The 26,964-nt window shown below is 64.2% G+C and carries 21 protein-coding genes; 11 read left to right on the top strand and 10 right to left on the bottom strand.

From position 1 onward, the window contains the following. The first annotated feature begins 11 nt into the window (after positions 1-11). From HU763_RS10730 to HU763_RS10715, 4 genes are all read left to right on the top strand, one after another. On the top strand, positions 12-497 hold the full coding sequence (locus tag HU763_RS10730) for a flavin reductase family protein (protein WP_186684753.1): 486 nt from the start codon (positions 12-14) through the stop codon (positions 495-497). 140 nt (positions 498-637) lie between these two features. Then, a complete protein-coding gene (locus HU763_RS10725) occupies positions 638-1,027 on the top strand; it encodes a carboxymuconolactone decarboxylase family protein (protein ID WP_186684751.1) in 390 nt (129 codons plus the stop codon). Positions 1,028-1,117: 90 nt separating this feature from the next. Next, positions 1,118-1,870, top strand: a complete 753-nt coding sequence (locus tag HU763_RS10720; RefSeq protein ID WP_186684749.1) for a GntR family transcriptional regulator — start codon at positions 1,118-1,120, stop codon at positions 1,868-1,870. A 2-nt stretch (positions 1,871-1,872) separates the two neighbouring features. Further along, a complete protein-coding gene (locus HU763_RS10715; protein WP_186684747.1) occupies positions 1,873-2,436 on the top strand; it encodes an NUDIX hydrolase in 564 nt (187 codons plus the stop codon). A 42-nt stretch (positions 2,437-2,478) separates the two neighbouring features. On the opposite strand, the gene HU763_RS10710 is transcribed toward HU763_RS10715, so the two are convergent. After that, positions 2,479-3,111 carry a LysE family translocator gene (locus HU763_RS10710; protein WP_170030294.1) on the bottom strand — a complete coding sequence of 211 codons (633 nt, stop codon included), beginning with the start codon at positions 3,109-3,111 and terminating at the stop codon, positions 2,479-2,481. Positions 3,112-3,181: 70 nt separating this feature from the next. Beyond that, on the bottom strand, positions 3,182-3,796 hold the full coding sequence (locus tag HU763_RS10705; RefSeq protein WP_186684745.1) for a LysE family translocator: 615 nt from the start codon (positions 3,794-3,796) through the stop codon (positions 3,182-3,184). 113 nt (positions 3,797-3,909) lie between these two features. On the opposite strand from HU763_RS10705, the gene HU763_RS10700 reads away from it, so the two are divergent. Both HU763_RS10700 and HU763_RS10695 read left to right on the top strand, forming a co-directional pair. Next, positions 3,910-4,362, top strand: a complete 453-nt coding sequence (locus HU763_RS10700) for an Lrp/AsnC family transcriptional regulator (RefSeq protein WP_170030296.1) — start codon at positions 3,910-3,912, stop codon at positions 4,360-4,362. 388 nt (positions 4,363-4,750) lie between these two features. After that, the gene (locus tag HU763_RS10695; protein WP_186684743.1) at positions 4,751-6,163 is read left to right on the top strand and encodes a purine-cytosine permease family protein; all 1,413 of its coding nucleotides are present in this window, start codon (positions 4,751-4,753) and stop codon (positions 6,161-6,163) included. Positions 6,164-6,209: 46 nt separating this feature from the next. Here HU763_RS10695 and HU763_RS10690 read toward each other — a convergent pair whose 3' ends face one another. Next, entirely contained in the window at positions 6,210-6,914 is a 705-nt protein-coding gene (locus tag HU763_RS10690; RefSeq protein ID WP_186684741.1) for an NUDIX hydrolase, read from the bottom strand. A 139-nt stretch (positions 6,915-7,053) separates the two neighbouring features. Between HU763_RS10690 and HU763_RS10685 the strand changes: the two genes are divergently transcribed. Both HU763_RS10685 and pncB read left to right on the top strand, forming a co-directional pair. Then, positions 7,054-7,704: an isochorismatase family protein gene (locus HU763_RS10685; RefSeq protein ID WP_186684738.1), complete on the top strand. Its 651-nt coding sequence runs from the start codon at positions 7,054-7,056 to the stop codon at positions 7,702-7,704. Then, positions 7,701-8,900, top strand: coding sequence for a nicotinate phosphoribosyltransferase (pncB, locus tag HU763_RS10680; protein ID WP_186684736.1), 1,200 nt, complete (start codon positions 7,701-7,703; stop codon positions 8,898-8,900). The genes HU763_RS10685 and pncB overlap by 4 nt, the downstream gene beginning before the upstream one ends. 11 nt (positions 8,901-8,911) lie before the next feature. Here pncB and HU763_RS10675 read toward each other — a convergent pair whose 3' ends face one another. After that, positions 8,912-9,799 carry a LysR family transcriptional regulator gene (locus HU763_RS10675; RefSeq protein ID WP_186684734.1) on the bottom strand — a complete coding sequence of 296 codons (888 nt, stop codon included), beginning with the start codon at positions 9,797-9,799 and terminating at the stop codon, positions 8,912-8,914. Between the two features lie 111 nt (positions 9,800-9,910). Between HU763_RS10675 and HU763_RS10670 the strand changes: the two genes are divergently transcribed. The 3 genes from HU763_RS10670 to cysC all read left to right on the top strand — a co-directional run bounded on the left by HU763_RS10670 (position 9,911) and on the right by cysC (position 13,568). After that, complete coding sequence (locus HU763_RS10670; protein WP_186684732.1) at positions 9,911-10,972, top strand: YeiH family protein; 1,062 nt, start codon at positions 9,911-9,913, stop codon at positions 10,970-10,972. Between the two features lie 192 nt (positions 10,973-11,164). Next, positions 11,165-12,538, top strand: coding sequence for a nucleotide 5'-monophosphate nucleosidase PpnN (ppnN, locus tag HU763_RS10665; RefSeq protein ID WP_186684730.1), 1,374 nt, complete (start codon positions 11,165-11,167; stop codon positions 12,536-12,538). A 418-nt stretch (positions 12,539-12,956) separates the two neighbouring features. Continuing rightward, positions 12,957-13,568 carry an adenylyl-sulfate kinase gene (gene cysC, locus HU763_RS10660; protein ID WP_170030304.1) on the top strand — a complete coding sequence of 204 codons (612 nt, stop codon included), beginning with the start codon at positions 12,957-12,959 and terminating at the stop codon, positions 13,566-13,568. A gap of 6 nt (positions 13,569-13,574) precedes the next feature. On the opposite strand, the gene HU763_RS10655 is transcribed toward cysC, so the two are convergent. From HU763_RS10655 to HU763_RS10630, 6 genes are all read right to left on the bottom strand, one after another. Further along, on the bottom strand, positions 13,575-15,071 hold the full coding sequence (locus HU763_RS10655; RefSeq protein ID WP_186684728.1) for a TolC family protein: 1,497 nt from the start codon (positions 15,069-15,071) through the stop codon (positions 13,575-13,577). A gap of 68 nt (positions 15,072-15,139) precedes the next feature. Continuing rightward, a complete protein-coding gene (locus tag HU763_RS10650) occupies positions 15,140-23,641 on the bottom strand; it encodes an Ig-like domain-containing protein (protein ID WP_217884033.1) in 8,502 nt (2,833 codons plus the stop codon). Between the two features lie 212 nt (positions 23,642-23,853). Then, complete coding sequence (locus tag HU763_RS10645) at positions 23,854-24,444, bottom strand: phage tail protein (protein ID WP_186684725.1); 591 nt, start codon at positions 24,442-24,444, stop codon at positions 23,854-23,856. Between the two features lie 66 nt (positions 24,445-24,510). After that, positions 24,511-25,014: a GNAT family N-acetyltransferase gene (locus HU763_RS10640; protein ID WP_186684724.1), complete on the bottom strand. Its 504-nt coding sequence runs from the start codon at positions 25,012-25,014 to the stop codon at positions 24,511-24,513. A 154-nt stretch (positions 25,015-25,168) separates the two neighbouring features. Further along, on the bottom strand, positions 25,169-26,167 hold the full coding sequence (locus tag HU763_RS10635) for a sulfotransferase family protein (protein WP_186684723.1): 999 nt from the start codon (positions 26,165-26,167) through the stop codon (positions 25,169-25,171). Beyond that, positions 26,155-26,955, bottom strand: coding sequence for an aspartyl/asparaginyl beta-hydroxylase domain-containing protein (locus HU763_RS10630; protein ID WP_186684722.1), 801 nt, complete (start codon positions 26,953-26,955; stop codon positions 26,155-26,157). Before HU763_RS10630 ends, HU763_RS10635 begins: the two co-directional genes overlap by 13 nt. Positions 26,956-26,964 lie beyond the last annotated feature (9 nt).

Genomic DNA, 26,964 nt, shown 5'->3' with positions numbered 1-26,964 from the left:
GAACTGCGCCCATGATCGAACCCGGCATCTACAAAGACGTGATGGGCTCTTTCCCGTCCGGCGTCACGGTGGTCACCACCCTGGACGCCGACGGCGGCATCGTCGGCATCACCGCCAGCGCGTTCAGCGCGTTGTCGATCGAACCGGCACTGGTGCTGTTCTGCCCCAACTACGCCTCCGACACCTACCCGATCCTGCGCGACAGCAAGCAGTTCGCCATCCACCTGCTGTCTGCCGACCAGACCGCCGAGGCCTACGCGTTCGCCGGCAAGGGCAAGGACAAGGCCAAAGGCATCGAGTGGCACCTCAGCGAGCTGGGCAACCCGCTGCTGACCAGGGCCACGGCGATCATCGAATGCGAACTGTGGCGCGAATACGATGGCGGCGACCACGCGATCATCGTTGGTGCGGTGAAGAACCTGGTGCTGCCGGCCGAGCCGGTGACGCCGATGGTCTACCACAAGGGCAAGCTGGGCGCCCTGCCCCCCTTGGGTTGATAGACCGCGTTGGCTTCTTCGCGGGCTCGCCCGCTCCCACAGGTCCTGCACAGGTTTCAGTATCTATGCGATCCCTGTGGGAGCGGGCAAGCCCGCGAAGAAGCCCATACCGATGACCCTATTTTTCCGGAGCACTGCCCATGAGCACTGAAAAGTACGAGAAAGGCCTGCAGATCCGCACCCAGGTGCTGGGCGAGGACTACGTCAATCGCTCAATCCAGAACGCCGACGACTTCACCAAACCGTTGCAGGAGCTGGTCACCGAATACTGCTGGGGCCACGTCTGGGGTCGTGAAGGCTTGTCGCTGAAAGAGCGCAGCATGATAAACTTGGCCATGATTTCCGCGCTCAACCGGCCCCACGAGCTCAAGCTGCACATTCGCGGCGCATTGCGTAATGGCCTGAGCCGTGAACAGATTCGCGAGATCCTGCTCCAGGTCGGCATTTATTGCGGCGTGCCCGCGGCGGTGGACAGCTTCCGCCTGGCCCGCGAAGCGTTCGCCGAAGCCGATGCGGAGTCAACCCGTTAACACCGGGCTGTTCGAACCCATGCAAGGAGCACCCGAGGTTCGTGGTGCTGTTGCAGTTGCGGTCGGGCAGCCTCTTTCAGAGCGCACTCGATGAAACGCCTGCCACTCGACGACAGTTTCAAGGTCAACCGCAACCCCGTTACCCTGCGCGAAATCGTGCTCGACAAGCTGCGCGCCGCGATCATGAACTTCCACCTGCTGCCGGGCGACCGCCTGGTCGAGCGCGACCTCTGCGACCGCCTCGGCGTCAGCCGCACCTCGGTGCGTGAGGCCCTGCGCCACCTGGAGTCGGAAGGCCTGGTGGAGTTCGCCGATGCCAAGGGCCCGCGCGTGGCCATCATTACCCTCGAAGACGCCCGCGACATCTATGAACTGCGCTGCGTGCTCGAAGGCCTGATCGTGCAACTGTTCACCCTCAACGCCAAGGCCAAGGACATCCGTGCCCTGGAGCGCGCACTGGAAGTCAACCGCGAGGCCCTCGAAGAAGGCGAGCTGCAACAGGTGCTGGATTCGGTACAAGGCTTCTACGATGTACTGCTGGAGGGCTCCGGCAACCAGGTGGCAGCCCAGCAGTTGCGCCAGTTGCAGGCCCGCATCAGCTACCTGCGCGCCACCTCGGTATCGCAGGAAAACCGCCGCGGCGCCAGCAACCGGGAAATGGAAAAGATCGTCGAGGCGATCAAGAGCGGCGACCCGCTGGCAGCCCACCAGGCCTCGGTCGATCACGTCCGCGCCGCGGCCAAGGTCGCCCTGGACTACCTGCGCCATAAGCAGGATGACAATACCAAGGTGCGCGATATCGTCGAGCCCCTGGCCCTCAAGGAACCCCGCATAGGCCGCTGACCATGCCCAACGCCCCGCGCTACTGCCCACACTGCACCATGGAACTGGCCCGGGGCGTTCCCACAGGCGACACCCACGAACGCCTGCACTGCACCGGCTGCGGCTACATCCACTACATCAACCCGAAGATCATCGCCGGTTGCATCATCGAGCGCGATGGCAAATACCTGCTATGCCAGCGCGCCATCCCGCCGCGCCCGGGCACCTGGACCTTGCCCGCCGGCTTCATGGAGGCCGGGGAGACCACCGAACAGGCAGCCTTGCGCGAAGTCTGGGAAGAAACCGGCGTACGCGCCGAGATCGTCTCGCCGTACTCGATCTTCAGCGTGCCGCAGATCAGCGAGGTGTACATCATCTTCCGCGCCATCGCCACCGAGGAAACCGGGCAATACGGGGCGGAAACACTGGCCTGCAAGTTCTTCGAGCCCGACGATATCCCCTGGGACGACATCTACTACCCAGCGATCCGGCAGATTCTGGAGCGCTACATTCTCGAGCGGCAAGCCGGGGTGTACGGCATCTACATGGGCAATGACGACACCGGCAAGGTGCACTTCATTCGCTAGCCTGTGCCAGCCTCTCATCCGCAGCCATCCGCAGGCTCACGTTCAGCGCCGCCCCTCAGCCAGCATGCGCACGGCCAGGCCCGCCAGCACCGTGCCCATCAGCCAGCGTTGTAGCTGCTGCCACGATGGGCGCCCGGCCAGGAACACCGCGATCGACCCGGCCATGATCGCGATCAGGGCATTCACCGTAACGCTGATGGTGATCTGCGTCGAACCCAGCACCAGCGACTGCAACAGCACGCTGCCATGGCCCGGCTCGATGAACTGCGGCATCAGCGACAGGTACATCACGGCGATCTTGGGGTTGAGCAGGCTGGTGGCAAAACCCATGGTGAACAGCCGCCGCGGGCTGTCGGCAGGCAGGTCACGAACCTGGAAGGGTGAACGGCCGCCAGGGCGCAGCGCCTGCCAGGCCAGGTACAACAGGTACAGCGCGCCGCCGATGCGCAGCGCATCGTAGGCCAAGGGCACCGCCATCACCAGGGCAGTGATCCCCAGGGCGGCGCAGACCATGTAGATGACGAAGCCCAGGGCCACACCGCCCAGCGAGATCAACCCGGCCTTGCGGCCCTGGCAGATCGAGCGGGAGATCAGGTAGATCATGTTCGGCCCAGGGGTCAGGACCATGCCGAGGCAGATCAGGGCGAAGGTGAGCAGTTGCGCGGTGTCGGGCATGGGCACGTCCTGGTTGTGCGTTGCAGTGCTGCGAGTTTATCCGAGGCCTCGCCTGTCGTCTGCTCCAGCCTCACCCCAGCTGCGCGGTGACCAAGCCCACCGCCACCGTGATCATCGCCACGCCGGAAACCCGCCCGACCAGCTTCGCCGCCTGCGGTCGGGTGCTGAGCACGGCTTTGGCGCCATAGCCGACCAGCGAATAGATCACCAGCGAACTGCACAGGTGCACCAACCCCAGCAGCAGTATCTGCACCGGCACCGGCCAACTCGACTGCGGGTCGGTGAATTGCGGCAGCAGGGCCAGGAACAGCAGGAATACTTTCGGGTTCAGGCCACTGACACAAAACCCCTTGAACGCCCAGCGCGACCCCGAATCCCCCGCGCCGCCCTGCCCGGCCGCCGGCAATGCCGGGCTCAGCAGCAGGTTGCCACCCAGCCACAGCAGGTAGCTGCACCCTGCCAGGGTCAGCAGGGTCAGCGCCAGCGGGTGACCCGCCAGCAGGCTGCCGACGCCGGCCGCCACTACCAGGGTCGCCAGGAAATGCCCCGACAACATCCCCGCTACCGCAGGCATCACCCAGCGTCCGCGCATGCCCGCCGAAATGGCATAGGCCCAGTCCGCGCCAGGGGTTATCACAAACAGCATCGACACGGCCCAGAACGCCGCCAGAACACTGAGAGCCACTTGAATCTTCCTTCTTCCACTGCTTTGGGATGAGCAAAAGATTACGTATTCCGCTGCGGCATTTTCTTTCGTATATTCCCTCCCTGCCTTCAGTTACTGGAAGATTCTTCTCAATGGACAGGATCGATCGAAAAATCCTTGCCGAGCTGCAAAAAGACGGTCGGTTGTCGGTGACTGAGCTGGCCGACCGCGTCGGGCTCAGCCTGTCGCCATGCCATCGGCGTTTGAAGGCATTGGAGGAAAACGGCGCGATTCTTGGCTATCACGCCCGGTTGGCGCCCAGTGCGCTGGGCCTGAACTTTGCCGCGCTGGTATTCGTGACCCTGCGCGAAGTGACCCGCCAGCCGGTGGCGGACTTTGAAGCAGCCTTGGCCGAGATCCCGCAGATCGTCGAAGCACAGCGGCTGTTTGGCGACCCGGATTACCTGCTGCATGTGGTGGCCAGGGACTTGCCGGCATTCCAGAAGCTGTACGACGAGCAGCTGACCAGCATTCCCAATGTGAAGCGGTTGAGTTCGACCCTGGTGATGAAAGAGGTGATTCAGGATCGCTTGTTGCCGATGTAGCGGTTGGCTTCTGCTGCCTGCTTGCCTTCACCAGCCCATGACCCTGCGCTGCACCTGGGGCAGCAGATCCACCCGCGAGATGGCCAGTCCAGGCGCGCATTCCAGCTGCCCCGCAAAAGCGCACAGCGCACCACCACAGCCCAGCGCAAATCGCCCGCCAGCAGCCCACCCCGTCTACTCCAGGCCCTCCCGCCCACTGGCATTCTTCTTGCTGCCGTCACCCGCTTAAGCTTTTGTCAGCCTTAGGTTTTTTAAGGTTTATGGGCACATATTTACTAATTTCTCGTTATCCCCGCGCCCCGCATCATCGCTCCAACAAGAACGCGTCGCCCTTCGCCGGCACGCCCCCGGGCAGTTCCCAATGCCCCACCTTGCCTTGGAGTCAGTCATGACCAGTGCAGCCAATTCGGCACCCCTGATAGAAAAACACACGATCGGCTACGTCCCCCCGCAAGACCGCCATGGAAAGGTAAGGGATCTGTTCACACTGTGGTTCGGCGGCAACATCGCGCCGCTGCCCATCGTTACCGGCGCATTGGGCGTGCAGCTGTTCCACCTGAACCTGCTGTGGGGCGTCGTCGCCATCCTGGTCGGCCATCTGCTTGGCGGTGTGCTGATGGCGCTGCACTCGGCCCAGGGGCCGCAGATGGGCATCCCGCAGATGATCCAGAGCCGCGCCCAGTTCGGCTCGCTTGGCGCATTGCTGGTGGTGGTGATCGCCGGGGTCATGTACATCGGCTTCTTCGCCTCCAATATCGTCCTTGCCGGCAAGTCGCTGCACGGTGTGGTCGATGCCGTGCCCGTGCCGGTGGGCATCGTCATCGGTGCGCTGGGCTCGGGCATCATCGGCATCATCGGCTACCGCTTCATCCACGTGCTCAACCGTATCGGTACCTGGGTACTGGGCATCGGCATCGTGGTCGGTTTCGGCTACATCTTCAGCCATGTGCAAAGCGACGACTTCCTTACCCGCGGCAGCTTCAACCTGGCCGGCTGGCTGGCCACCGTGTCGCTGGCGGCGCTGTGGCAGATCGCCTTCGCCCCGTATGTGTCGGACTATTCGCGCTACCTGCCGGCCGACGTCAAGGTCAGCGCCACGTTCTGGACCACCTACCTGGGCTCCGCGCTGGGTTCCAGCCTGTCGTTCATCTTCGGCGCCGTGGCGGTGCTGGCGATCCCTGCCGGCATGGACACCATGGACGCCGTCAAGCTGGCCACCGGTACCCTGGGGCCGATCATGCTGGTGCTGTTCCTGCTCAGCGTGATCAGCCACAACGCCCTCAACCTGTATGGTGCGGTGCTGTCGATCATCACCCTGGTGCAAACCTTTGCCCACCGCTGGATCCCCACCGCCAACAGCCGCGCGGTGCTGTCACTGGTGGTGCTGAGCGCCTGCTGCGTGGTGGCGGTGTTCGCCTCGGCAGACTTCATCGGCCATTTCGTCGACATGGTGCTGGTGCTGCTGGTGGTATTGGTGCCGTGGACCGCGATCAACCTGATCGACTTCTACGCCATTCACAAGGGGGACTACGACATCCAGTCGATCTTCCAGGTCGATGGAGGCATCTACGGGCGCTACAACCCGCAGGCGCTGGTTGCCTACGCGGTGGGCATCGTGGTGCAGATCCCGTTCATGAATACGCCGCTGTATGTCGGGCCGATTGCCGAGCACATCAACGGTGCAGACCTGTCGTGGCTGGTGGGCCTGGCGGTCACTTCGCCGCTTTACTGGTGGCTGGCCAGCCGCGACAGCGCCTACCGTCGTCGCCAGGCCGGCGCCAAGGTAGCCATGGGCCATTGACCTCTGCTGCGCCCGATCAGGCACCAAGGAGTGAGCGGCAAGCCTGTCAGGCGCCCTCGGGCAACAGGCTACGGTCGAACATGAACGCCCGCTCACCCTGCGGCGTATAGGCATACAACTGCTGCGGCCGCCCCAGCCGCGGCTGGTTCTTCTCCCCGGTATCCCTCACCCACCCCAGCTCGCGCAAGCGCTCCAGCCGCTTGCGCAGCGAGGTGTTGTTCACCGCCTGCCCCAGGCAGGCCTGCACGGCCCCCAGTGCATCCAGCACGGTGAACTTCTCGGCCAGCAGGTAAAGCGGCAAGCTGCTGTACACCGTCTTCGCGGCAAGGCGCTCGCGGGCACGGCCGACCAGCAGGTTATGGTCGAACGGCAGCAGCACCTTGCGCTCCAGCACGCTGTCCAGATCGAAGAACGCCAGTTGCTGGCCCTCGACCTGCTGTTGCGGGTCGAGCAGCGCCAGATAGAAGGTACTCAACGACCAACCCCTGGGGTCACGGAAGGCATTGCCTTCGGTACCCACCTGTTCCAGGTAACGCGGCAATACCTGCGCCTTTTCACGCAGGGCCCGGTCGGCAGCGCCTTCCAGGCTGGTGTCAGGGGTACGGCCATTGACGATGACCCCGGGCAAGGCCCACTGGCCGGCATGCGGTTCTCGTTCACGACGGTGCAGCAACACTTGCAGGTGCTGCGCTTCAGGGGCCATGCGCAGGGCGACAATATCGACGCTGGCCAGGACTTCGGTGCTACTCACGGGATGGCTCCGCTCAGGAATTCGCCCATATTCCACCAGAGAAGTTAAGTAACACAAGCATTAACCCTAAAATAAAAAGCGCTTGACACACTTAATACACCAGGTGGATTATATGACCACCCCAGCAAGGAGAACCGCCATGAAGATCGCCAGCTTCGATGTCGACGCGCAAAATGGCTTCACTGCCAACGCCCCGCAAGAGCTACCCGTTCCCGAAGGTGATGAAATCGTGGTGGATCTCAATGCCATGGCGCTGCGCGCCGACCTGCGCCTGGGCAGCAAGGACGCTCATCCAGCCAACGCCGCCTGGGTGGTCGCCGACCACGCCGACATGTTGCAGCCGCTACAGCTGGCCGATGCCGACCTGACCTGGGTCAGCCACTGCGTACCCGGCACCGCAGGTTTCGAACTGCTGCCCGGCCTGCCCGCGCCCATCGATTATGATTACTTCGTCTGGAAAGGCGTCGAGCCCGACCTGCACCCCTACGGCGCCTGTTACCACGACCTGGCCGAGCGCCGCTCCACCGGGGTGATCGAGTACCTCAAGGTAAACCAGGTGGGCGCGGTGATCGTCGGTGGCCTGGCCCTTGACTACTGTGTCAGGACCACCGCCCGGCAACTGCGCCAGGCCGGCTTCCAGGTATTGCTGTACTTGCCCGCCTGCCGCGCCCTCACCCAGGCGGGGGCGATCGAGGCGTGTGGTGCCCTGGCCGCCGAGGGCGTGATCCTCTGCGGTGATGAAGCTGCACTCGACCACCAGCTTGCCCGAATCAAGGAAGACCGCCCATGAGCGATAGCGTTTTCGGCCCGCGTATCATCCAGAACCTGCTGGATACCGACTTCTACAAGATCACCATGATGCAGGCAGTGCTGCACAACTACCCCAACGCCGAGGTGGAATGGGAATTTCGCTGCCGCAACGACGAGAACCTTGCCCCCTACCTGGCAGAGATCCGCTACCAGGTCGAACAACTGGCCGATGTCAGCGTCACCCATGACCAGCTTGCCTACCTGGAGAAAATCCCTTTCATCAAGCCGGATTTCATTCGCTTTCTCAGCCTGTTCCGCTTCAACCTGCGCTATGTGCAGGTGTACCTGGATGATGCGGGGCAACTGGCGATCCGTGTGCGTGGGCCATGGCTGCACGTGATTCTCTATGAAATCCCGCTGCTGGCGATCATCAGCGAGGTGCGCAACCGCTACCGCTATCGCGAGGTGGTGATCGAGCAGGTTCGCGAGCGTCTGTACCAGAAACTCGACTGGCTCAAGGCCGAGGCCAGCAACGAAGAACTGGCCGGCTTCCAACTGGCCGATTTCGGTACCCGGCGGCGCTTTTCCTATCGGGTGCAGGAAGAGGTGGTGCACATTCTCAAGCGTGACTTCCCGGGCCGCTTTGTCGGTACCAGCAACGTGCACCTGGCCCGGGAGTTCCAGCTCAAGCCGATCGGCACCATGGCGCACGAGTGGTTCATGGCCCACCAGCAGCTCGGCCCACGGCTGGTCGACAGCCAGGCTGCCGCGCTGGAATGCTGGGTGCGGGAATACCGCGGGTTACTCGGCATCGCCCTGACCGATTGCATCACCATGGACGCGTTCCTCGGCGATTTCGACCTGTACTTTGCCAAGCTGTTCGATGGCCTGCGGCACGATTCGGGCGATCCGCTGGCCTGGGCGGAAAAAGCCATTGCCCACTACGAAAGGTTGGGGATCGACCCGAAGAGCAAGACGCTGATTTTTTCCGACGGGCTGGATTTTGCCAAGGCGCTGGGGCTGTACCGGGCGCTGCATGAGCGTATCAACGTGAGCTTTGGCATTGGTACTCGGCTGACGTGCGACATTCCAGATGTGGAACCGATGAATATCGTGATCAAGATGACCGCCTGCAACGGTGCGCCGGTAGCCAAGATTTCCGACAGCCCGGGCAAGACCCAGTGCCGCGATGAGAACTTCGTGGCTTATCTGAAGCATGTTTTTCGGGTGGCCTGAGGCCAGAGTTGCTAACTCCCCTCTGACTGCCCTACACACAACTCCAGAAAGCGCGCCGCCGCCCGCGACGGCGTCGCTGCATGCGGCACCAGGATGGAAAAGCGCCGCACCAGCGCCTGCGGCGCAACCTGCAATCGGCACAGCGCACCGTCTTCGTGGCGGATCGACATCGCCGACACGAAACCGATGCCCATCCCGGCCCGCACCGCCTCCTTGACCCCTTCCACCCCGGCAATCTCCAGCGCCACGCGCATGGCCACGCCACTGCGGGCAAAGGCCCGCTCGACGATCTGCCGCACGCCCGAGCCGCTTTCGCGCAACACCAGCGGGTAAGCCCCCAGCGCGGCCAGCGTCTGCTGCTCGCTGCCCGCCAGCGGATGCCCGCGCGGCACAATGGCAACGATCTCGTCTTGGCGCCACGCCGTCACTGCCGTGCCCAATGGCAGCTCCTGCCCCGGGGGCCCTTCGATCAGGGCGATATCCATGCTGTCCAGCGCAGCGACGATTTCCGCCGTGTTGCCATGAGAGGTGCTTACCTGCACCTCCGGATAGCGGGCATGGAAATCGGCAATCAGATACGGCAGCAGGTAGCTGGCCGGTGTAGTACTCGCGCCGATGCGCAGGGTCCCACGCTCCAGCCCGCGCATGGCCTCACGCAGCACCTGGGCCTGGCGGAAGGTTTCGCGCAGACGCTCGGCATAGGCCAGCAACTGTTCACCGGCCGCGGTCAGCCGCACGCCGCGGCCGGCGCGTTGGTAGAGGGGCTCGCCAAAGGTCTCCTGGAGCAGTTTGAGCTGGCCCGACACCGCCGGTTGCGACAGATGCAGAGCCTGAGCCGCATGGCTGATGTTGCCATGCTCGGCGACGGTAGCGAAAGTTATCAGTTGTTCCGGGGTCATGAATTGAAAATATCAGGTCTGCGGATATTTTCCATCCCAAATTACGATTTTTTATAAGCTTATAACCAGATTAACGTAGGCCCTGTCGAAACACCTTTCCGGAGGACTCACATGGCCACGGTTCCGTCCAACCCTGCTATTGCACCCACCCTCTCCACCCGTGGGCGGCTCAATGGCATCCTGTTCGTCGCGCTGTTCGCGCTGGCAGTCACTCAGCTGGCCGCCCTGCCGACCATCGCCAACCTGGGTATCAGCCCGCTGATCGTCGGTATCGTCGCTGGGGCGCTGTATGCCAACGCGCTGCGTGACGGGGTGCCTGCGAGCTGGGCGGCAGGCATCAACTTTTCCGCTCGCAGCCTGCTGCGCATTGCCGTTGCCTTCTTCGGCCTGCGCATCAGCCTGCAGGAAATAGCCGAAGTCGGCTGGTCGGGGCTCATCGTATCCGTGCTGGTGGTAGGCAGTACCCTGCTGCTCGGCTTGTGGTGCGGCATGAAGGTATTCAAGCTGGACCGCGATACGGCCTTGCTGACCGCTGCCGGCAGCGCGATCTGCGGCGCCGCTGCGGTACTGGCATTCGAGTCGGCTCTGCGCAGCGCCCCGCACAAGAGCGCCATGGCGGTCGGAAGTGTCGTGCTGTTCGGCACCCTGTCGATGTTCCTCTACCCGTTGGCGATCAACGCCGGCTGGCTGCAACTGGACACCCTGGGCGCTGGCCTGTTCCTCGGCGGCACCCTTCACGAAGTGGCGCAAGTGGTTGGCGCGGCCAGCAACATCAGCGCCGATGCCACGCATATCGCCACGATCGTCAAGATGACCCGGGTCATGCTGCTGGTGCCCGTGCTGTTGCTGGCCGGGTGGTGGATCAGCCGTGCACGCCAGCCAGGCCAGGCACAAGGCAACGGGCGCATCGCCATGCCCTGGTTCGCCCTCGGCTTCCTGGCGCTGGTACTGGTGAATTCGCTGCAGGTGCTGCCGGGCAGCGTGACGCAGGCGCTCAACAGCCTGGATACCTTCGCCCTGACCATGGCCATGACCGCACTGGGCATGGAAACGCGCTTCAGCCAGATCCGCCAGGCCGGGCCGCGAGCGCTGGCCACCGGGGCGCTCCTGAACCTGTGGCTGATCGGGGGTGGGCTGGCGATAACCCTCGGCGTACAGAAACTGCTGGGATGAGGTGAAACCTGGTTGGCTTCTTCGCGGCTAAACCCGCGCCCAGAGGTTCAGCGCGATCCTTGGGGAAGCGGGTTTACCTGCGAAGAAGGCAAACGGGTCTCAAGCTTTTTTAGCCTCCCCCTCGTTGCCGCCCACATTTCTCGGTATGGTGTTGTCAAAGAAGGATGTTTTACCCGCACAGGAAAGACTTAGATGCCTCAACGCCATGTCATCAACGCATCCGTCAGCCCCAAAGGCAGCCTGGAGACGCTGTCACAACGTGAAGTGCAGCAACTCAGTGAAGTCGGTACCGGTAGCCTTTACACCCTGTTCCGCCAGTGCGCCCTGGCCATCCTCAACACCGGCGCTCATGTCGATAATGCCAAGACCATCCTCGAGGCCTATCAGGACTTCGAGGTACGTATCCACCAACAGGACCGTGGCGTGCGCCTGGAGTTGCTGAATGCCCCAGCCGACGCCTTCGTCGATGGCGAGATGATCGCCAGCACCCGTGAAATGCTGTTCAGCGCCCTGCGCGACATCGTATACACCGAAAGCGAGCTGGCCAGCCAGCGCATCGACCTGGAAAGCTCCCAGGGCATCACCGACTACGTGTTCCACCTGCTGCGCAATGCCCGCACCCTGCGTCCGGGCGTGGAGCCGAAGATGGTGGTGTGCTGGGGTGGCCATTCGATCAGCAGCGAGGAATACCAATACACCAAGAAGGTCGGCCATGAACTGGGCCTGCGCAAACTGGACGTGTGCACCGGCTGCGGCCCGGGCGTGATGAAGGGCCCGATGAAGGGCGCAACCATTGCCCACGCCAAGCAGCGCATGCACGGCAGCCGCTACCTGGGCCTCACCGAACCCGGGATCATCGCCGCCGAGGCGCCCAATCCGATCGTCAACGAACTGGTAATCCTGCCGGACATCGAGAAGCGTCTGGAAGCCTTTGTCCGTGTCGGTCACGGCATCATCATCTTCCCGGGCGGTGCCGGTACGGCCGAGGAATTCCTCTACCTGCTGGGCATCCTCATGCATCCGGACAACCAGGACCTGCCGTTCCCGGTGGTGCTCACCGGACCGCGCAGCGCAGAGCCGTACCTGCAGCAATTGCACGCGTTCGTTGGCGCTACTCTCGGTGAAGCGGCGCATCGCCTGTACCAGATCATCATCGACGATCCGGCGGAAGTTGCCCGGCACATGGTTGAAGGGCTCAAGGAGGTCAAGCAGTTCCGCCGTGAGCGCAACGATGCGTTCCATTTCAACTGGCTACTGAAGATCGAGGAAAGCTTCCAGCGCCCGTTCGACCCGACCCACCAGGCCATGGCGGACCTGGACCTGCGGCGCGAACTGCCTGCGCATGAACTGGCCGCCAACCTGCGCCGGGCTTTCTCGGGGATTGTTGCGGGCAACGTGAAGGACAAGGGCATTCGCCTGATCGAGGAACACGGGCCGTATCAGATCCGTGGCGACCAGGCCGTGCTGGATCCTCTGGGCCGGCTGTTGCAGGCCTTCGTCGACCAGCATCGGATGAAGCTGCCTGGCGGCGCCGCGTATGTACCGTGCTATCAGGTGGTGACCTGATCCTGTCAAAGGGATAGCAGAACCACCGACCATCGCCAGCAGAAGCTCTTGATCTTGATCTTGATCTTCGCGACTTCAGGAGGCCGAACGAAGGCCTCCTGAAGTCGCATTCGGCGGCGCCTGAACTATCGCGCGCTTAGAAGCCAGATCAAAAGCAGATGCAGAAGCATCAGAGACATCAGCAGCATCAGCAGCATCAGCAGCATCAGCAGCATCAGCAGCATCTGGACTAGGTGAGGTCGGCCATCGGCCATCGGCCTCTCGACAACCCACACGCTGGCACGCCACCGCGCTTGGACCGGTACAACGCCACTTCCCTGCCCGATCAGCGCCCGGCTACCACCCTACCCCTCAAGCATAGACTGACACCACCCGCTACAGCGCAGTACACTCGGTCTTTCTACCCGGAGGGTTCGACGTGCACAGCGCAGGAAGCGAACAACACCCACAGCCGAGCCGACGTGGTGCAGTCATCTGGTTGACCGGGCTATCCGGTGCCGGCAAGTCGACCCTGGCCGTCGCCCTGGCCCAATGCCTGAACGCCCAGGGACATGCCAGTTATGTCCTCGATGGCGATGCCCTGCGCACCGGCCTGAACGCCGATCTTGGCTTCTCCCCCGCCGACCGGCATGAAAACATCCGCCGTGCCGGCGAGGTGGCCGCGCTGTTCGCCGATGCCGGCCTGATCTGCATCGCCGCGCTCATTTCACCCTATCGCGCCGATCGTGCCGCCGCGCGCAAGGCTTGCAAAACGGGGTTCCATGAGGTGCATGTCAGCGCCGACCTGGCAACCTGCGAGGCACGTGACCCCAAGGGGCTGTATCGACGGGCACGGGCCGGCGAACTGCGGGGGTTCACCGGCATCGATGCACCTTACGAGACGCCGCTGCACGCCGAGTTGGTAATAGATACTGCCGGTGTCGCAGCAGCAGTATCGCAGCAGCAGTTGCTGCGCTATGTGCAGGAGCATGTACTGCATCAGGCACTCGAGCAGGTGCTGGAGCAGCAGTCACCCCAGCCCGCTCGATGACCAGGCTCAGGAGCCCGGCGTGATGTCCCCTTGCTGCCAGCGCGCCTCGCTGCTGCTCAGGGCCTGGGCGATGTCGGCAAGCTCGCCGGACGGCAAGGTCGCCGGTAGCGGATCAAGGCCGGCACTGGCGAACAGTTGGCCATAGCTGTTACGCAGCTCGGCATAGGCCAGGTCGCGGCGCAGATCTGCCTGCAAGGCGTTCAGCTCGCCCTGGATCAGCTCCAGCTCGCCAATGCCTTCGGCCTGATGGCGGTTGCGCAGTTGCTCGACGATCTGCTGGTCGAGAGCGACCAGTTGCTGGCTCGTGGCGAATTGCCGGCGGGCCTCGCTGAAGTTGGCATTGGCCACGTACAGCTGGGCCAGGATGGCCATCGACATCGCCTGGCGGCGCGCCTCGACCACCTGCTCGCCGGCCTTGGCGACATCGATCGAGGCAGGGCCAGACAGCACATTGAACAGGTTCCAGGTGATCTTCACACCATAGTCGGCCCAGTGCTGGTTGGTCAGGAAGCTGTTGCTGTCGTAATGGCCACCTGCGGAGAACTCCAGGCCCGGCAACATGCGCAACATCGATTTGCGCACCTCGGCGGCGCTGATGCGCGCCTGGTAGTCCTGCTCGCGCAGTTCCGGGCGCGATGCCAAGGCCTGCTGTTCCAGGCTGTCCAGGCCCACCTTCAGTTCGGGCACGGCATAATCGGTGTTCTGCGCCAGGGTCAGCTCACTGCCCGGCGGCAGGTTGATCAACGCGCCCAGTTCAGTCTTGGCCAGCGACAAGGCCCGGCGCTGCTCTTCCAGCTGGCGGGTCGCCTCGATCAGCGAACGCTGGTAGGTCAACGCCTGGATCGGGTCACCGATACGCTGGTCGCCCATGCGCTGGCTGTTGTCGCGAGCCTGCTCGACCCGCGCCATCAAGGTGTCGATCTGCTTGAGCAGGCGCTCGGCGGCCACCGCCCGCCAGTATGCCGAACGCACGTCCTGAATGATGGTCTGTACCACCTTGCGGCGGCGCTCCTGCACGATCAGGCGCTGGTCGCCCTGCTGCTTGGCACTGACATAGCTGACGCCGAAATCCAGCACGTTCCAGACCATGGTCAGGTCGGCCACGTCCCGGTCGCGGTCCTGGGAAGTCGAGGGTTCCAGGGATTGGGTATTGGTCAGCACGCTGCGGCTGCTGGAAGCGCTGACGTTGCTACGCCCGGCATAGCCCGCGGAGGCCGCCATACGGGGCAGCATGTCGAACGTGGCCAGGTCCACCTGACGCTGGGCCAGGGCTTCCTCCATGACCTTCAGGCGAGCTTCCAGGTTATACTTGACTGCCCGCGCCATCGCCTGGTGCAGTGTCAGCGGGCCTTGCAAAGCCTCCTGGCCCTTGAACATGCTGGCCAGATCCTGCCGTGCCCGCTGCTCGCTGACGCTGCGCTCGATCGGCTGGGTCTTGACGGCACAGCCGGTCACCGCCAATGCCAACAGGCTTACCGCAAATATCCTTGACGCTCTACTCATCCCTTCCGCCCCCTTTGGCACGGCAAATTGCTTGTTTTTCTGGTCTTGTCGCCCCTCATGGCCGACGCTCACGCCTGAGGGGTAGCTGCCTTAATCTGTCCCAGCGCCTGGGCCAGCTTACTGGCCTGGCGCTGCTCAGCGTCCTTGTATGCCTGCAATTGCTGGCTGAGGGTCGGTGCCCCGGACAGGCCCTTGCCTGCCCCGGCCTCGGCGCCCTGGCGCCACGGTTTACCCCCGTTCAGCTCGTACTGGCCGCCATCATCCGGCAGCGTCTTGTCAAAGATATTGGCCAGGCTGCTGGCGCCGAAGACATTGGCATCGCCGCCGCCGAAGCCGAGGAAGCCCGCGCCGGAACCATCGCCGAGGGCATGCTGCTGCCCCACGAAAACCTGGGCCAGGTAGCTCGGGGCCAAGGCACCGTTGCGAATGAAGATATCGCCAACGGTCGGCAAGCCACCGCCCGGGCTCGGCACCTCGAACAATGGCTGCGGCACCAGCGGCGACTGGAACGGCGGCAGCGGCACTGCAAGCGGCGCGTGCACCGCTGCAGTCGAGCCGGGAAGGCCCGGTTTTGCAGGCGGATAGGCACGGTACTCCGGGTCGCCATCGCTGGACGGCAATGGCTGGCCCTGGCCGCTGAAACCGCCCACCAAGGCATTCCCGGCAATGTCGCTGATGCCGGTGCCATCGGCTTTCAGTGCCAGTGCCAGCGTGCCACTACCCGCCACTGCAGCGACATTGATTTGCCAGGTGTGGCCGTCGATACGCACCAGCGATTGCAAGGTGCCGGTGGCACTGCCGGTCGCGAGCAGCTGGAAATCAGCCAGGTCGACACCCCTGACCTCCTCGCTGAAGGTGACCGTGAACGCTTGGCTGCCAGGCGTGGAAAGCGGAACCGGAACGATCGACTCGACGCTTGGCAGACGTGTGTCGACCGTCACCCCGGCGCTGTCCCCCACCGCATTGAGCCCCGGATTCAGCGCATTGCCGAGCGCATCATGCAGGCTCGCACCATTGGCCGAAAGGCCCAGTACCTGCACGCCATCGGCATCGTTGTCGCCGGCCTGGATGCGGTACTGGAACACCAGCGTGGTGGTCGCCGATCCGGCGACGAAGTCGGCAAACACCGTACGCCCACCGATATCCAGGGCCAGCTGTGGAACGCCATCGACGATGACCGCTTCGCTGGTATTGACCACGAAGGTCAGCACATCACCGGCGTTGTAGGCGACCGCGGCCGGCACGCCGACACTGCTTACCGTGGGCGCATCGCGATCGATGCTGTAGGCGGCGCCCACCAGGCCGCCACTGAGCAGGTTGCCGGCGACGTCGCTGATGCCGGTACCGCTGGCCTTGAGGTTCAGGCCCAAGGTGCCGGTGCCGCTCACGCCACTGACGGTGATTTCGTAGACACCTTCGCCGAGCTGGCGCAGCCCGCTCAACGTACCGCTGGCGGAACCGCTGCTGGCCAGGCTGAAGTCGCTCAGGTCCACGCCATTGACGCGTTCGCTGAAGGTCACGGTAAAGCGCACGCTCTGCGCATTGCTTGGCGATGGGTCGAGGGTGACGATGGCAAGCGCGGCCGGTGCCTGGGTGTCGACCAGTACCTGGCGCATATCGGCAATGTTGTTCAAGGTGAGGTTCATGGCATTGCCCAGTGCATCGTTCAAGCTCGCACCGTTGGCCGCCAGGCCCGTCACGCTGATGCCGTCGCTGTCGTTGTCGCCGGCCTGGACGATGTACTGGAACACCAGGGTCGCCGTGCCCGCACCGGCCACCAGCTCGGCGTAGACCGTGCGCCCGCCCACCTCCAGCAGCAGCCGCGGAGAGCCATTGACCTCGACCGCCTCGCTGGCATTGACCACGAACACCAACGCATCGCCGGCATTGTAGGTCACGCCAGCAACCGGCCCGCCAACGCTGGTCACGCTCGGCGCACGGGTATCGACGAGATAGGCGTTGGACTGCGCCGTGCTGTCGCCGTGGTTGCCTTGGGCGTCGGTGACCAGGCCGGTGTCCAGGTACACCCGGTTGCCGTTGCTCTGGCTGCCGGTGGTCGGCGTCAAGATGGCCGTCCAGGTGATACCGCCATCGCTGCTGGCCAGGCCGCTCAGCACGCCGTTATCGGCCTGGAGCTGGGCCAGGGACAGGCCGCTTACCGCCTCGTTGAAAGTGATGGTCACCAGGCTGGTCTGGCCGGCGCCCAGCTGGCTATCGGCAACCACGATGCTGGCCGTCGGGCGCTGGGTATCGATGGCGTAGTTGTTGGAGTCGGTGGTGCCGACCCCGGCGTTGCCGGAGGCGCCGACCACTCCGCTGTTGTCCAGGGTGATCAGGTTGCTGGCGTCTTCGACGTTGGCCGCCGGGGTGAAGGTCGCCGTCCAGGTCACGCCGCCATCGCTGCTGCTCATGGCACTCAAGCTGCCGTTGCTCACGCTCAGGTCGCTGTTGTCGAAGCCGCTGACCGCCTCGCTGAAGGTGATGGTCACCAGGCTCGTCTCGCCGGCACGCAGGGCGCTGTCGGCGACCACGATGGTGGCGCTGGGCAGCACGGTGTTGACCGTGTAGTTGGCCGACTGGGTGGTGCCGGTGCCGACGTTGCCGGCCAGGTCGGCGATGCCGCTGTTGTTCAGGCTGATGACGTTGCTGGCATCCTGCACCGCCACCGCCGGGGTAAAGGTCGCCGTCCAGGTGATGCCACCGTCGCTGCTGGCCAGGTTGGCCAGGGTGCCGTTCTGGGCGGTGAGGTCGGCCAGGTCGAGGCCGTTCACCGCTTCGCTGAAGGTGATGGTGACCTGGGTCGTCTCGCCAGCACGCAGCGCGCTGTCGGCCAGCACGATAGTCGCAGTCGGGCGCTGGCTATCGATGCTGTAGTTGTTCGAAGCGGTACTGCCGCTGCCAGCATTGCCTGCTGCGTCGGCCACGCCGCTGTTGTCCAGGCTGATCAGGTTGCTGGTGTCGGTGATCCCGCTGGTTGGCGTCAGGGTCGCGGTCCAGGTAACGCCGCCATCGACGCTGCTCAGCCCGCCGAGGGTGCCATTGGCCACCGTCAGATCGGCAAGCGTGAAGCCGCTCACCGCTTCGCTGAAGGTGATCGTCACCAGGCTGGTCTGGCCGATGCCCAGCTGGCTATCGGCAACCACGATGCTGGCGGTCGGGCGCTGGGTGTCAATGGCATAGTTGTTGGAGTCGGTGGTACCGACCCCGGCGTTGCCGGAGGCGCCGACCACTCCGCTGTTGTCCAGGGTGATCAGGTTGCTGGCGTCCTCGACGTTGACCGCCGGGGTGAAGGTCGCCGTCCAGGTCACGCCGCCATCGCTGCTGCTCACGGCACTCAAGCTGCCGTTGCTCACGCTCAGGTCGCTGTTGTCGAAGCCGCTGACCGCCTCGCTGAAGGTGATGGTCACCAGGCTCGTCTCGCCGGCACGCAGGGCGCTATCGGCCACCACGATGGTGGCAGTGGGCAGCACGGTGTTGACCGTGTAGTTGGCCGACTGGGTGGTGCCAGTGCCGACGTTGCCGGCCAGGTCGGCGATGCCGCTGTTGTTCAGGCTGATGACGTTGCTGGCATCCTGCACCGCCACCGCCGGGGTAAAGGTCGCCGTCCAGGTGATGCCACCGTCGCTGCTGGCCAGGTTGGCCAGGGTGCCGTTCTGGGCGGTGAGGTCGGCCAGGTCGAGGCCGTTCACCGCTTCGCTGAAGGTGATGGTGACCTGGGTCGTCTCGCCAGCACGCAGCGCGCTGTCGGCCAGCACGATGGTCGCAGTCGGGCGCTGGCTGTCGATGGCGTAGTTGTTCGAGTCTGTCGTGCCGCTGCCGACATTGCCCGCCGCGTCGATTACCCCGGTATTGTCGAGCGTGATGAGGTTGCTGGTGTCGGTGACACCGCTGGCCGGCGTCAGCGTCGCGGTCCAGGTGACGCCACCATCGGCGCTGCTCAGCCCGCTGAGGGTGCCATTGGCCACCGTCAGGTCGGCTGTCGTGAAGCCGCTCACCGCTTCGCTGAAGGTGATGGTCACCAGGCTGGTCTGGCCGATGCCCAGTTGGCTATCGGCAACCACGATGCTGGCCGTCGGGCGCTGGGTGTCGATGGCATAGTTGTTGGAGTCGGTGGTGCCGACCCCGGCGTTGCCGGAGACAGCACCAACCACACCGCTGTTGTCCAGGGTGATGAGGTTGCTGGCGTCCTCGACGTTGGCGGCCGGGGTGAAGGTCGCCGTCCAGGTGATGCCGCCGTCGCTGCTGCTCACGGCACTCAAGCTGCCGTTACTCACGCTCAGGTCGCTGTTGTCGAAACCACTCACTGCCTCGCTGAAGGTGATGGTGACCACCGTGGTCTCGCCCACGCGTAGCGCGTTGTCGGCTACCACGACAGTGGCGGTCGGGGCCACGGTGTTGACGATGTAGTTGGTTGACTGAGTGCTGCCCACCCCCGCGTTGCCGGCCAGGTCGGCGACACCGGTATTGTCCAGGGTGATGAGGTTGCTGGTGTCGCTGATACCGCTGGCAGGCGTCAGGGTGGCAGTCCAGGTGATGCCGCCATCGACGCTGCTGAGCCCGCCGAGGGAGCCATTGGCCACCGTCAGGTCGGCGGTGCTCAAGCCGGTCACTGCTTCATTGAAGGTGATGGTGACCGTGGTGGTCTCGCCGACCGTGAGGGTGGTGTCGGCGACCGTAATCACAGCAGTCGGGCGCTGGGTGTCGATGGCGTAGTTGTTCGAGTCTGTCGTGCCGCTGCCGACATTGCCCGCCAGGTCGATTACCCCGGTATTGTCGAGCGTGATTAGGTTGCTGGCATCACTGACATTGCTGCTCGGGGTCAGGGTCGCGGTCCAGGTGATACCACCGTCGGCGCTGGCGAGACCGCTCAGGCTAGCGTTGGCCACGCTCAGGTCGGCAAGGGTAAACGCGCTTACCGCCTCGTTGAAGGTGATGGTCACCGTGGTGGTCTCGCCGATGCGCAGGGTGCTGTCAGCCACCACGATGGTCGCGGTCGGGCGCTGAGTGTCGATGGCGTAGTTGTTGGAACTGGTGGTGCCGCTGCCGCTGTTGCCAGCCGCGTCGGTCACCCCGGTGTTATCCAGGGTGATCAGGTTGCTGGTATCACTGACGCTGCTGTCCGGCGTCAGGGTGGCGGTCCAGGTGATGCCGCCGTCCGCGCTGGCGAGCCCGCTCAACGCGCCGTTGGCCACGCTGAGGTCGGCAAGGGTAAAACCGCTTACCGCCTCGCTGAAGGTGATGGTCACCGTGGTGGTCTCGCCGATGCGCAGGGCGCTGTCAGCCACCACGATGGTCGCGGTCGGGCGCTGGGTGTCGATGGCGTAGTTGTTGGAGCTGGTAGTGCCGCTGCCGCTATTGCCCGCCATGTCGGTCACCCCGGTGTTATCCAGGGTAATCAGGTTGCTGGTATCACTGACGTTGCTGCCCGGGGTCAGGGTAGCGGTCCAGGTGATACCACCATCGGCGCTGGCGAGGCCGCTCAGGCTACCGTTGGCCACGCTCAGGTCGGCAACGGTGAAACCGCTTACCGCCTCGCTGAAGGTGATGGTGACCAGCGACGTCTCGCCGGCCCGCAAGGCGCTGTCGGCTACCACGATGGTGGCGGTCGGGCGCACGGTATCGATGGCATAGTTGTTCGAATCGGTGGTGCCGCTGCCGGCATTGCCGGCGAGGTCGCTGACCCCGGTATTGTCCAGGGTGATCAGGTTGCTGGTATCAGTGACATTGCTGGTCGGCGTCAGGGTCGCGGTCCAGGTGATACCGCCATCTGAGCTGGCGAGACCGCTCAGGCTACCGTTGGCCACGCTCAGGTCGGCGAGGGTCAGGCCGCTCACTGCCTCGCTGAAGGTAATGGTCACCGTGGCCGTATCGCCAATTTTCAAGGCCGTGTCGCTGATGCTGATCGTGGCGGTCGGGGCAATGGTTTCCTGGATCGCCACCTGTACCGAAGCTGCAGCGGACGTGCCACCGTCACCGTCATTGAGGGTGATGCTCAGGGTACGGCTGGCCTGGGCGATGGCGTTGCCGGCATTGCTGTTTTCGTAGGTGAGGTTGCGCACCAGCGCCTGCACCGCCGCCGCGTTGGCATTGGCGTTGAACGTGACCACCAGGTTGGCCCCACCGCTACCGCCAGACAGGCTGCCGATGGTGACCCCGCCATAGCTCACCGTGCTGCCACTGACGCCGATCTGCCCGGCGCCAGTGCCCTGGTTGCGTAGCCCCAGCAGATCTTCGCTGGCCACGCCATTGGCGCTGATCGCAACGGTCAGGTTGCCACCGGCAAAATCGGCGGAATCGCTGTCGCTGACCGTGGCATTGCCACCGCTGTCGATCAGCACCGCGCCGCTGCCTTGGGTGAAGGTGACGCCGTCACCATTGAGGTTGCCGATCACCGGCACGCTGTTGAGTGGCTGCACCACTACCGAGGCTGTGCGGCTGGTACTGCCCATGTCATCGTTGACGCTGACCGCCACGCTACGGGTACCGCTGGTGTAGGCCACGGCCGCGTTGCCGTAGGCCACCGCGGCGAGCACCGCGCGGTATTGCGCCAGGGTGGCGACACCGCTCAACGTCAGCACCGTGCTGCCCGACCCGCTGACCGTGATGCCGAAGCTGGCTGCGCTGGCAATCTGCCCGGCACTCAGCGACAGGGTTTCGTTGCCGACATCCACCACACCGCTCAGGGTCAGGGTGGCGCCGCTCACCTGGGTGTCGCCGTCGGTCTGGGTGAGGCTGAGGTTGGGTACGATCGCCACCGGTGTGCCGGTGAAGTTCACCGTACTGTCGTTACCGCCGCTACTGGTGTCCAGGTCGACCACGGGGGGCGCGGCATACAGCACCTCGTAGGCACCGATGTCCACCCCGGCGCCACGCGGCCGGACAAAGCCGCGCAGGTCGGTGAGCGTGGCACCGGCAGCAGTGCCCTGGTCGATGGCGTTGCTGGCGGTGGACGCCAGGCGGTAGTCGCCGCCTGCAGCATTGACGAAGTCGACCGAAACGCCGATCAGGTTGGTGGTGCTGGTATAGCCGCCACCGGCGCCGTTGTTGGTGGCCGCATCCAGCGCAACGCCATTGACGGTGTTGCCGGTGAGGATGCTGTTCTGCACCGTCACCGTGCCAGCGCTGCCCGGCGACCAACCAAGGCCAGCCGAGCTGATGGTGCCGGTACTGGTGCTGAAGGTGTTGTTGGCGATGGTGCTGTTGACGATGCTCACCGAGCCGCCGGTATTGTTCAGCACGATCACTGCACCGGCGGAGACGACGCCAGTGGCACCGTATTCGCCGATGTTGTCGTAGATCGCCACGTTTTCCAGCACGTGGTTGTTGGCCCCACCCAGGCGGACCAGTGACGACATGCCCGTAGCGTTGACGATACTGCCATCGTTGTCGTGAATGGTCGTGTTGCGCACGATCACCGTGGAGCCTACCGTGGTCGCCGAGTTGATCACAGCACCGGCATTGTCCTGGAAGTTCGAGTCCTCGACCGTGATCGAGCCCGAGTTGGCCCGGATTGCGCCGCCGGTCAAGTTGCCGGAGAAATAGCGGAAATCCAGATTGCGCACGGTCAGTGCACCGTTGGTGTTGCTCTGCAGGCCCGACGATTCCAGTGAGTCGCGCGAGCCATTGTTGTTGACGTCGCCGCTGAGGATGATATCGCCCTGGCCGTCACCATCGACGTCGCCGTTGATGGTGACGTTGCTGGTGACCAATAGCGCTGAAGCCGTGGACCAGCGGATGGTCTGCCCTTTCAGCGATTGGTGGAAGACAATGATATCGCTGCCGCTGCCAGCGCTGGAGCCATCCACCGAAGCATCCGTGTTGGCGGCCTGGATGGCCTCGGCCAGCGACACTTTGCCATTGAGTGCCGTGGAAGATGCATCGGTGTCGGTAACGGTAATGGTCGCCAGCGAAGTGGTGAACGCCGACAGGTCCCCGCGCTGCACGCCCGTATCTGTCGCCAGCACCCCAGAGACGGTCTCCAGCTGCCAGTCCTCGCCGGCGCGATTGCCGGTTGAATTCGCTGAGGCGCCAACGTCGGCGCCGGTGAACCGCGCCACTTCGTCAACGAACAGCTGGCCATCGCTGCCCGCGCCTGTGTTACAGGCGAAGAAACGAATGTCGCCGCCGTCCGCCAGGCTGGCGCCGATACGCGCCAGGTCGCTGGCATGGCTGGCCAACTGGTTGGTCCACACGGCATTGCCAGCCAGGTAGACATAGCCACTGTCACCGTGGCTGATGATATCGATGCTGGTGACGTCGCTACGGCCATCGAGGTAATCGGCAATCTGCCTGAAACCATCCTTGCCGTTCTCCAGCACCACCACCTCGACGCCAGCAGGAAGGCCGGCAATCAGTTTCTGGTAGTCACTGACGGCAGAGTCGACGAACACCACTTCGTGGCTGCCCGCAGCCGTGGTGGCCGGCGCAGTGGCGGGCGCGGCGTCGTGCGCAGCTGCAGTGTCCTGCGTGCTGCTGGCATCGCTGGCCACGCTGGGGTCCTTGGCCGTTGCGGCTGCCACGGCCTGGGCGCCCTGGTCGGCGACCACGGCCACCGAGGCGTCAAACATCATGCGCGGTTCCAACGCCTGGATGAGGCTCGGACGGTTTACGGAAACGGTGGGTTGTGCGTGCGAACGGTTGCGTTTCCAGAAAGCCATGTCGACCTCATTCAGCCTTGCGGCTGGTTGTTCCTGTCGTTGTGCCCGTGTAGCGGCGCTGCTTGTAATCGTCCCCGAAGCATCGCAGGGCACCAGACAGCCCCGCGATGCTGCTCCGTCCTGGATCAGTTACGGGCCGGGAAGATGCCTTCCAGGGCGATGATGAAGTTCATGCCCAGGTAAGGTGCTTGTACCGAAACAGGTATCGAACTGCCGCCCGCCACCACGTTCATTGGCGGAATGTTGGCATCGAACGGTTTCAGGGTGGTGCTGGCGGCGGCATCGGAGTAGATGCTCGCTGCCGCTCCCGAACCAGTGGTGTCGTAAGGTGTGGCCAGCACGCTGGCGGTGGTAGGCTCGGCGAGGTTGGCATTGGTGACCACCGCCGGGATGGCGACACTGGCTTTGCTGGCAGGAATCGCCACCGCGATGGCCGGCAGGTTCTGCGGCAGCAGGCTGACCTGGTTGGCCCCGGCCATTTCACCCTGGTCCACGGTCGGCAAGCCGGGCCCGGTACCCACGCCAACGGGCATGCGGCCGCGCAGGTCAGGCAGGCCGAACGTGGTCTGGCCGTTACCGCCGTAGGTGGTGCCCAGGATGGCGAACAGTGCGCTGTTCTGCGAGATGCTCAACAGCTGCCCTTGGCACTGTGCCCAGCCACGCGGCGCGAAATTGCCCGCAAACATCCTGATCTCACCGAGGAATGGCTCACTCATTTTCCGATCTCCTATGACTACGCTATAGAGCGGGCCACACAGCCCCGCGGAATATGACGCGCATCGTCAGGCAGGCCTGTCGACGTGAAAAACTGCGAGCGCCGTCCGGCGCATCTGCAGATACAGGCCGTTGTCGCCAACCACTTCGAAACCGTTGCGCTGGTACAGGCGCAGCGCCGGATTGTCCAAGGTCACGTGCAGGCCGACGCTGAGGCCCTGTCGATCGGCCTGTGCCAACCACTGTCGGATCAACCCGGTGCCGATGCCCCGGCCTCGCCAGGCGGGCATCAAGGCAGTGTCGATGATTTGCAGATGGCTGTCGGTCCACAGCAGGTAGGCGCGGCCGATCGCTTCACCCGCGGTTTCGATGATCGAGAAACCGGCGTCGGCAAAGTGAGTCTGGTAATGGGCGTGCTGGGCCTGGAACTGTTGGTCGAGAAACGTATCGATGGCGGCCTGATCCCATGGCAGCATGGCCATTTCGCCAGCCCGGGTGGTGCCATAGAGGGTACGCAGGAACGCCTGGTCGGCGTCGGTGATGGGGCGCAGGTGTACTTCGGAACTGGCCATGGTGTCGCTTCCTTGCAATAGTCAGCCCCCGGGGAGGCGCGCACATCCTGTGGATTACCCTGCACATCGGAAGTAGCGTAGCCGAATACCGCGGCAAATCGCCACCATTACGGCAGGGCCGCCATGCATTTTTATCAAACAGTTGTTCGAGGGTTCACCAGGCCTGCGCCTGCGCCTGGCTCAAGCGCAGGTCTTCCAGGGCGTTGTACGGCTCCATGGCCCATCGGCGCACCCCCTCGCGCACCTCTTCGCTGGCCTCCTGGCGTTTGCGCTGGCTGTCGGCGCTGAAGTTCATCGCCGGTTGCTTGGCATCGAAGGCTGCCACCTCGCGCAAGGTTTGCTCAACGCCGGGTGCCAGCCCTAGCAGCGGACCAAGCCGGCCCCAGGTCGCATCGGGTAATTCGTTGTAGTTGACCGCAATACCGCCATGCTGTCGGCACAACGCCAGCCCGGCACTGAGGATTTCGCCGACCATCCTGCAGGTGTATTCCACCACGCCCATGGCTCCGGCCTGCGGCAACAGCACATCGAAAGCCGACGGCCCAAGCAGGCCCGGGACCCGTTGCATGCCTGCCTGGCGCAACTGCGAGGCGACAATCTCCAGCGGGTCGCGGTACAGGAACAGCCGTGGCACCTGCGGGTACAACACCGCCAGCACGGGAGCCTCGAACACGTTCCAGGCATCGAGCTTGACCAGCAACTGGCGCTCATCGCCCCGTCGGCGCTGGCCGTAGGCGGACAACAACGCTTGTAGCGCCGCGTCCTGCCAGGCTGCGGCAGCGGCATCCTGCAACGGTGCGCGTAACAGACCGTCCAGTGGGGGTGGCTCGGACAGCACGATGTTGTGCGTCTGGCTGGCCAACAACTGCGCCACCAGGGTCGAGCCACAACGCGAAGCGTGGAACAGCAAGGCCGATGGTGCCAGGCCCGGGCTGCGTGCGTGCCAGTCAAGCAGCGCCTGAATATCGCTGTCGCGGCGTAGCGCCTGGTTGAACGGCAGGCGCAGGGCCAGGTCGACCTCATCCCGGAAAAACGGCTTGCTCAGGTGACGCGCACCGAACCAGCACCAGTCTACCCGCCAGTCGCCGTCCCTGCGCCACAGGCGGATGGGCAGCCAACCATGGAAATCAGCTGTGGAATTCAGGCTCGCCATTGCTCGCTCCATGCTTGCCGGCCCAAGCGCATGGCGCTGAGCACTTCTGCCTCGGAAAACGCCAGCCCCAGGGCTGCGCCCAGGCTGATGGCCTCAGCCACGAAGGCCTGGGGCTGTTCATGAGCCTGCAGGCGAGCGGCCAGTGCCGGGTCTTGCGCCACGTGTTGGCGAAAATGCTCGAAGGCCTGCCCTGCCCTGCCCAGGCACAAGCTTGGGGTCTGTGCACGGCCGTTTTCGATCAGGCTTGCCAGCCACGGGTCAGGCAGGCAATCGAGCACCAGGTGAATACGCTCACCAGGCCCCGGATTGTCTACCCGGTGTGGTCGTGACAGGTCGATGAACCAGCACTCGCCTGGGCGCATGGGTATCTGCAGGCCATCGACCAGAAATTCCACGCCAGCAGGGCTCAGCAACGGGATATGCAAGCGCAGGCAGCCGCCTGGCCGGCCCAGGTCCGGGTCACGGTGCTCATGGATTCGCGCGCCCGCTCCCAGGCGCAGCAGACGAGCAGCGCGCAGCGAACTGGCAAACGGCGCGAGCAAGGCCTGCCAGGCCGCTTCTGCCTGCCACCAGGGCAACCGCAGGGCTGCGCCCTGCCCGGGAGCGAGCGGCACAACGGCATCTTCAGCGGCCACCAGGGCCACGCCGCTCCAGTCGCCCTGATGGTAGCCGCTGTTGAAGTGCGGCTGCCAGGCATCGCTGGCTACCCGTTGCAATGCCGCCAGCACTGCCGGCAGGTCGACGGCCAGGTCGAGGCGAGCACAAAGCGGCAAAAGCAGTTCGGGCATGGGCGCTCC

The sequence above is a fragment of the Pseudomonas anuradhapurensis genome (genome assembly GCF_014269225.2).
Taxonomy (GTDB): Bacteria; Pseudomonadota; Gammaproteobacteria; order Pseudomonadales; family Pseudomonadaceae; genus Aquipseudomonas; species Aquipseudomonas anuradhapurensis.
Note: the sequence above shows the minus strand (reverse complement) of the source record. Positions and strands in the feature narration are given on the sequence as shown.

Excerpts from the sequence above, each read along its gene's own strand:
- HU763_RS10675 (WP_186684734.1), bottom strand. The coding sequence starts at position 9,799 with ATGACCCCGGAACAACTGATAACTTTCGCTACCGTCGCCGAGCATGGC.
- HU763_RS10670 (WP_186684732.1), top strand. The coding sequence starts at position 9,911 with ATGGCCACGGTTCCGTCCAACCCTGCTATTGCACCCACCCTCTCCACC.
- HU763_RS10685 (WP_186684738.1), top strand. The coding sequence starts at position 7,054 with ATGAAGATCGCCAGCTTCGATGTCGACGCGCAAAATGGCTTCACTGCC.
- HU763_RS10635 (WP_186684723.1), bottom strand. The coding sequence starts at position 26,167 with ATGGCGAGCCTGAATTCCACAGCTGATTTCCATGGTTGGCTGCCCATC.
- HU763_RS10715 (WP_186684747.1), top strand. The coding sequence starts at position 1,873 with ATGCCCAACGCCCCGCGCTACTGCCCACACTGCACCATGGAACTGGCC.
- pncB (WP_186684736.1), top strand. The coding sequence starts at position 7,701 with ATGAGCGATAGCGTTTTCGGCCCGCGTATCATCCAGAACCTGCTGGAT.
- HU763_RS10720 (WP_186684749.1), top strand. The coding sequence starts at position 1,118 with ATGAAACGCCTGCCACTCGACGACAGTTTCAAGGTCAACCGCAACCCC.
- ppnN (WP_186684730.1), top strand. The coding sequence starts at position 11,165 with ATGCCTCAACGCCATGTCATCAACGCATCCGTCAGCCCCAAAGGCAGC.
- HU763_RS10630 (WP_186684722.1), bottom strand. The coding sequence starts at position 26,955 with ATGCCCGAACTGCTTTTGCCGCTTTGTGCTCGCCTCGACCTGGCCGTC.
- HU763_RS10655 (WP_186684728.1), bottom strand. The coding sequence starts at position 15,071 with ATGAGTAGAGCGTCAAGGATATTTGCGGTAAGCCTGTTGGCATTGGCG.
- HU763_RS10700 (WP_170030296.1), top strand. The coding sequence starts at position 3,910 with ATGGACAGGATCGATCGAAAAATCCTTGCCGAGCTGCAAAAAGACGGT.
- HU763_RS10695 (WP_186684743.1), top strand. The coding sequence starts at position 4,751 with ATGACCAGTGCAGCCAATTCGGCACCCCTGATAGAAAAACACACGATC.
- HU763_RS10650 (WP_217884033.1), bottom strand. The coding sequence starts at position 23,641 with ATGATGTTTGACGCCTCGGTGGCCGTGGTCGCCGACCAGGGCGCCCAG.
- HU763_RS10725 (WP_186684751.1), top strand. The coding sequence starts at position 638 with ATGAGCACTGAAAAGTACGAGAAAGGCCTGCAGATCCGCACCCAGGTG.
- HU763_RS10645 (WP_186684725.1), bottom strand. The coding sequence starts at position 24,444 with ATGAGTGAGCCATTCCTCGGTGAGATCAGGATGTTTGCGGGCAATTTC.
- HU763_RS10640 (WP_186684724.1), bottom strand. The coding sequence starts at position 25,014 with ATGGCCAGTTCCGAAGTACACCTGCGCCCCATCACCGACGCCGACCAG.
- HU763_RS10710 (WP_170030294.1), bottom strand. The coding sequence starts at position 3,111 with ATGCCCGACACCGCGCAACTGCTCACCTTCGCCCTGATCTGCCTCGGC.
- HU763_RS10730 (WP_186684753.1), top strand. The coding sequence starts at position 12 with ATGATCGAACCCGGCATCTACAAAGACGTGATGGGCTCTTTCCCGTCC.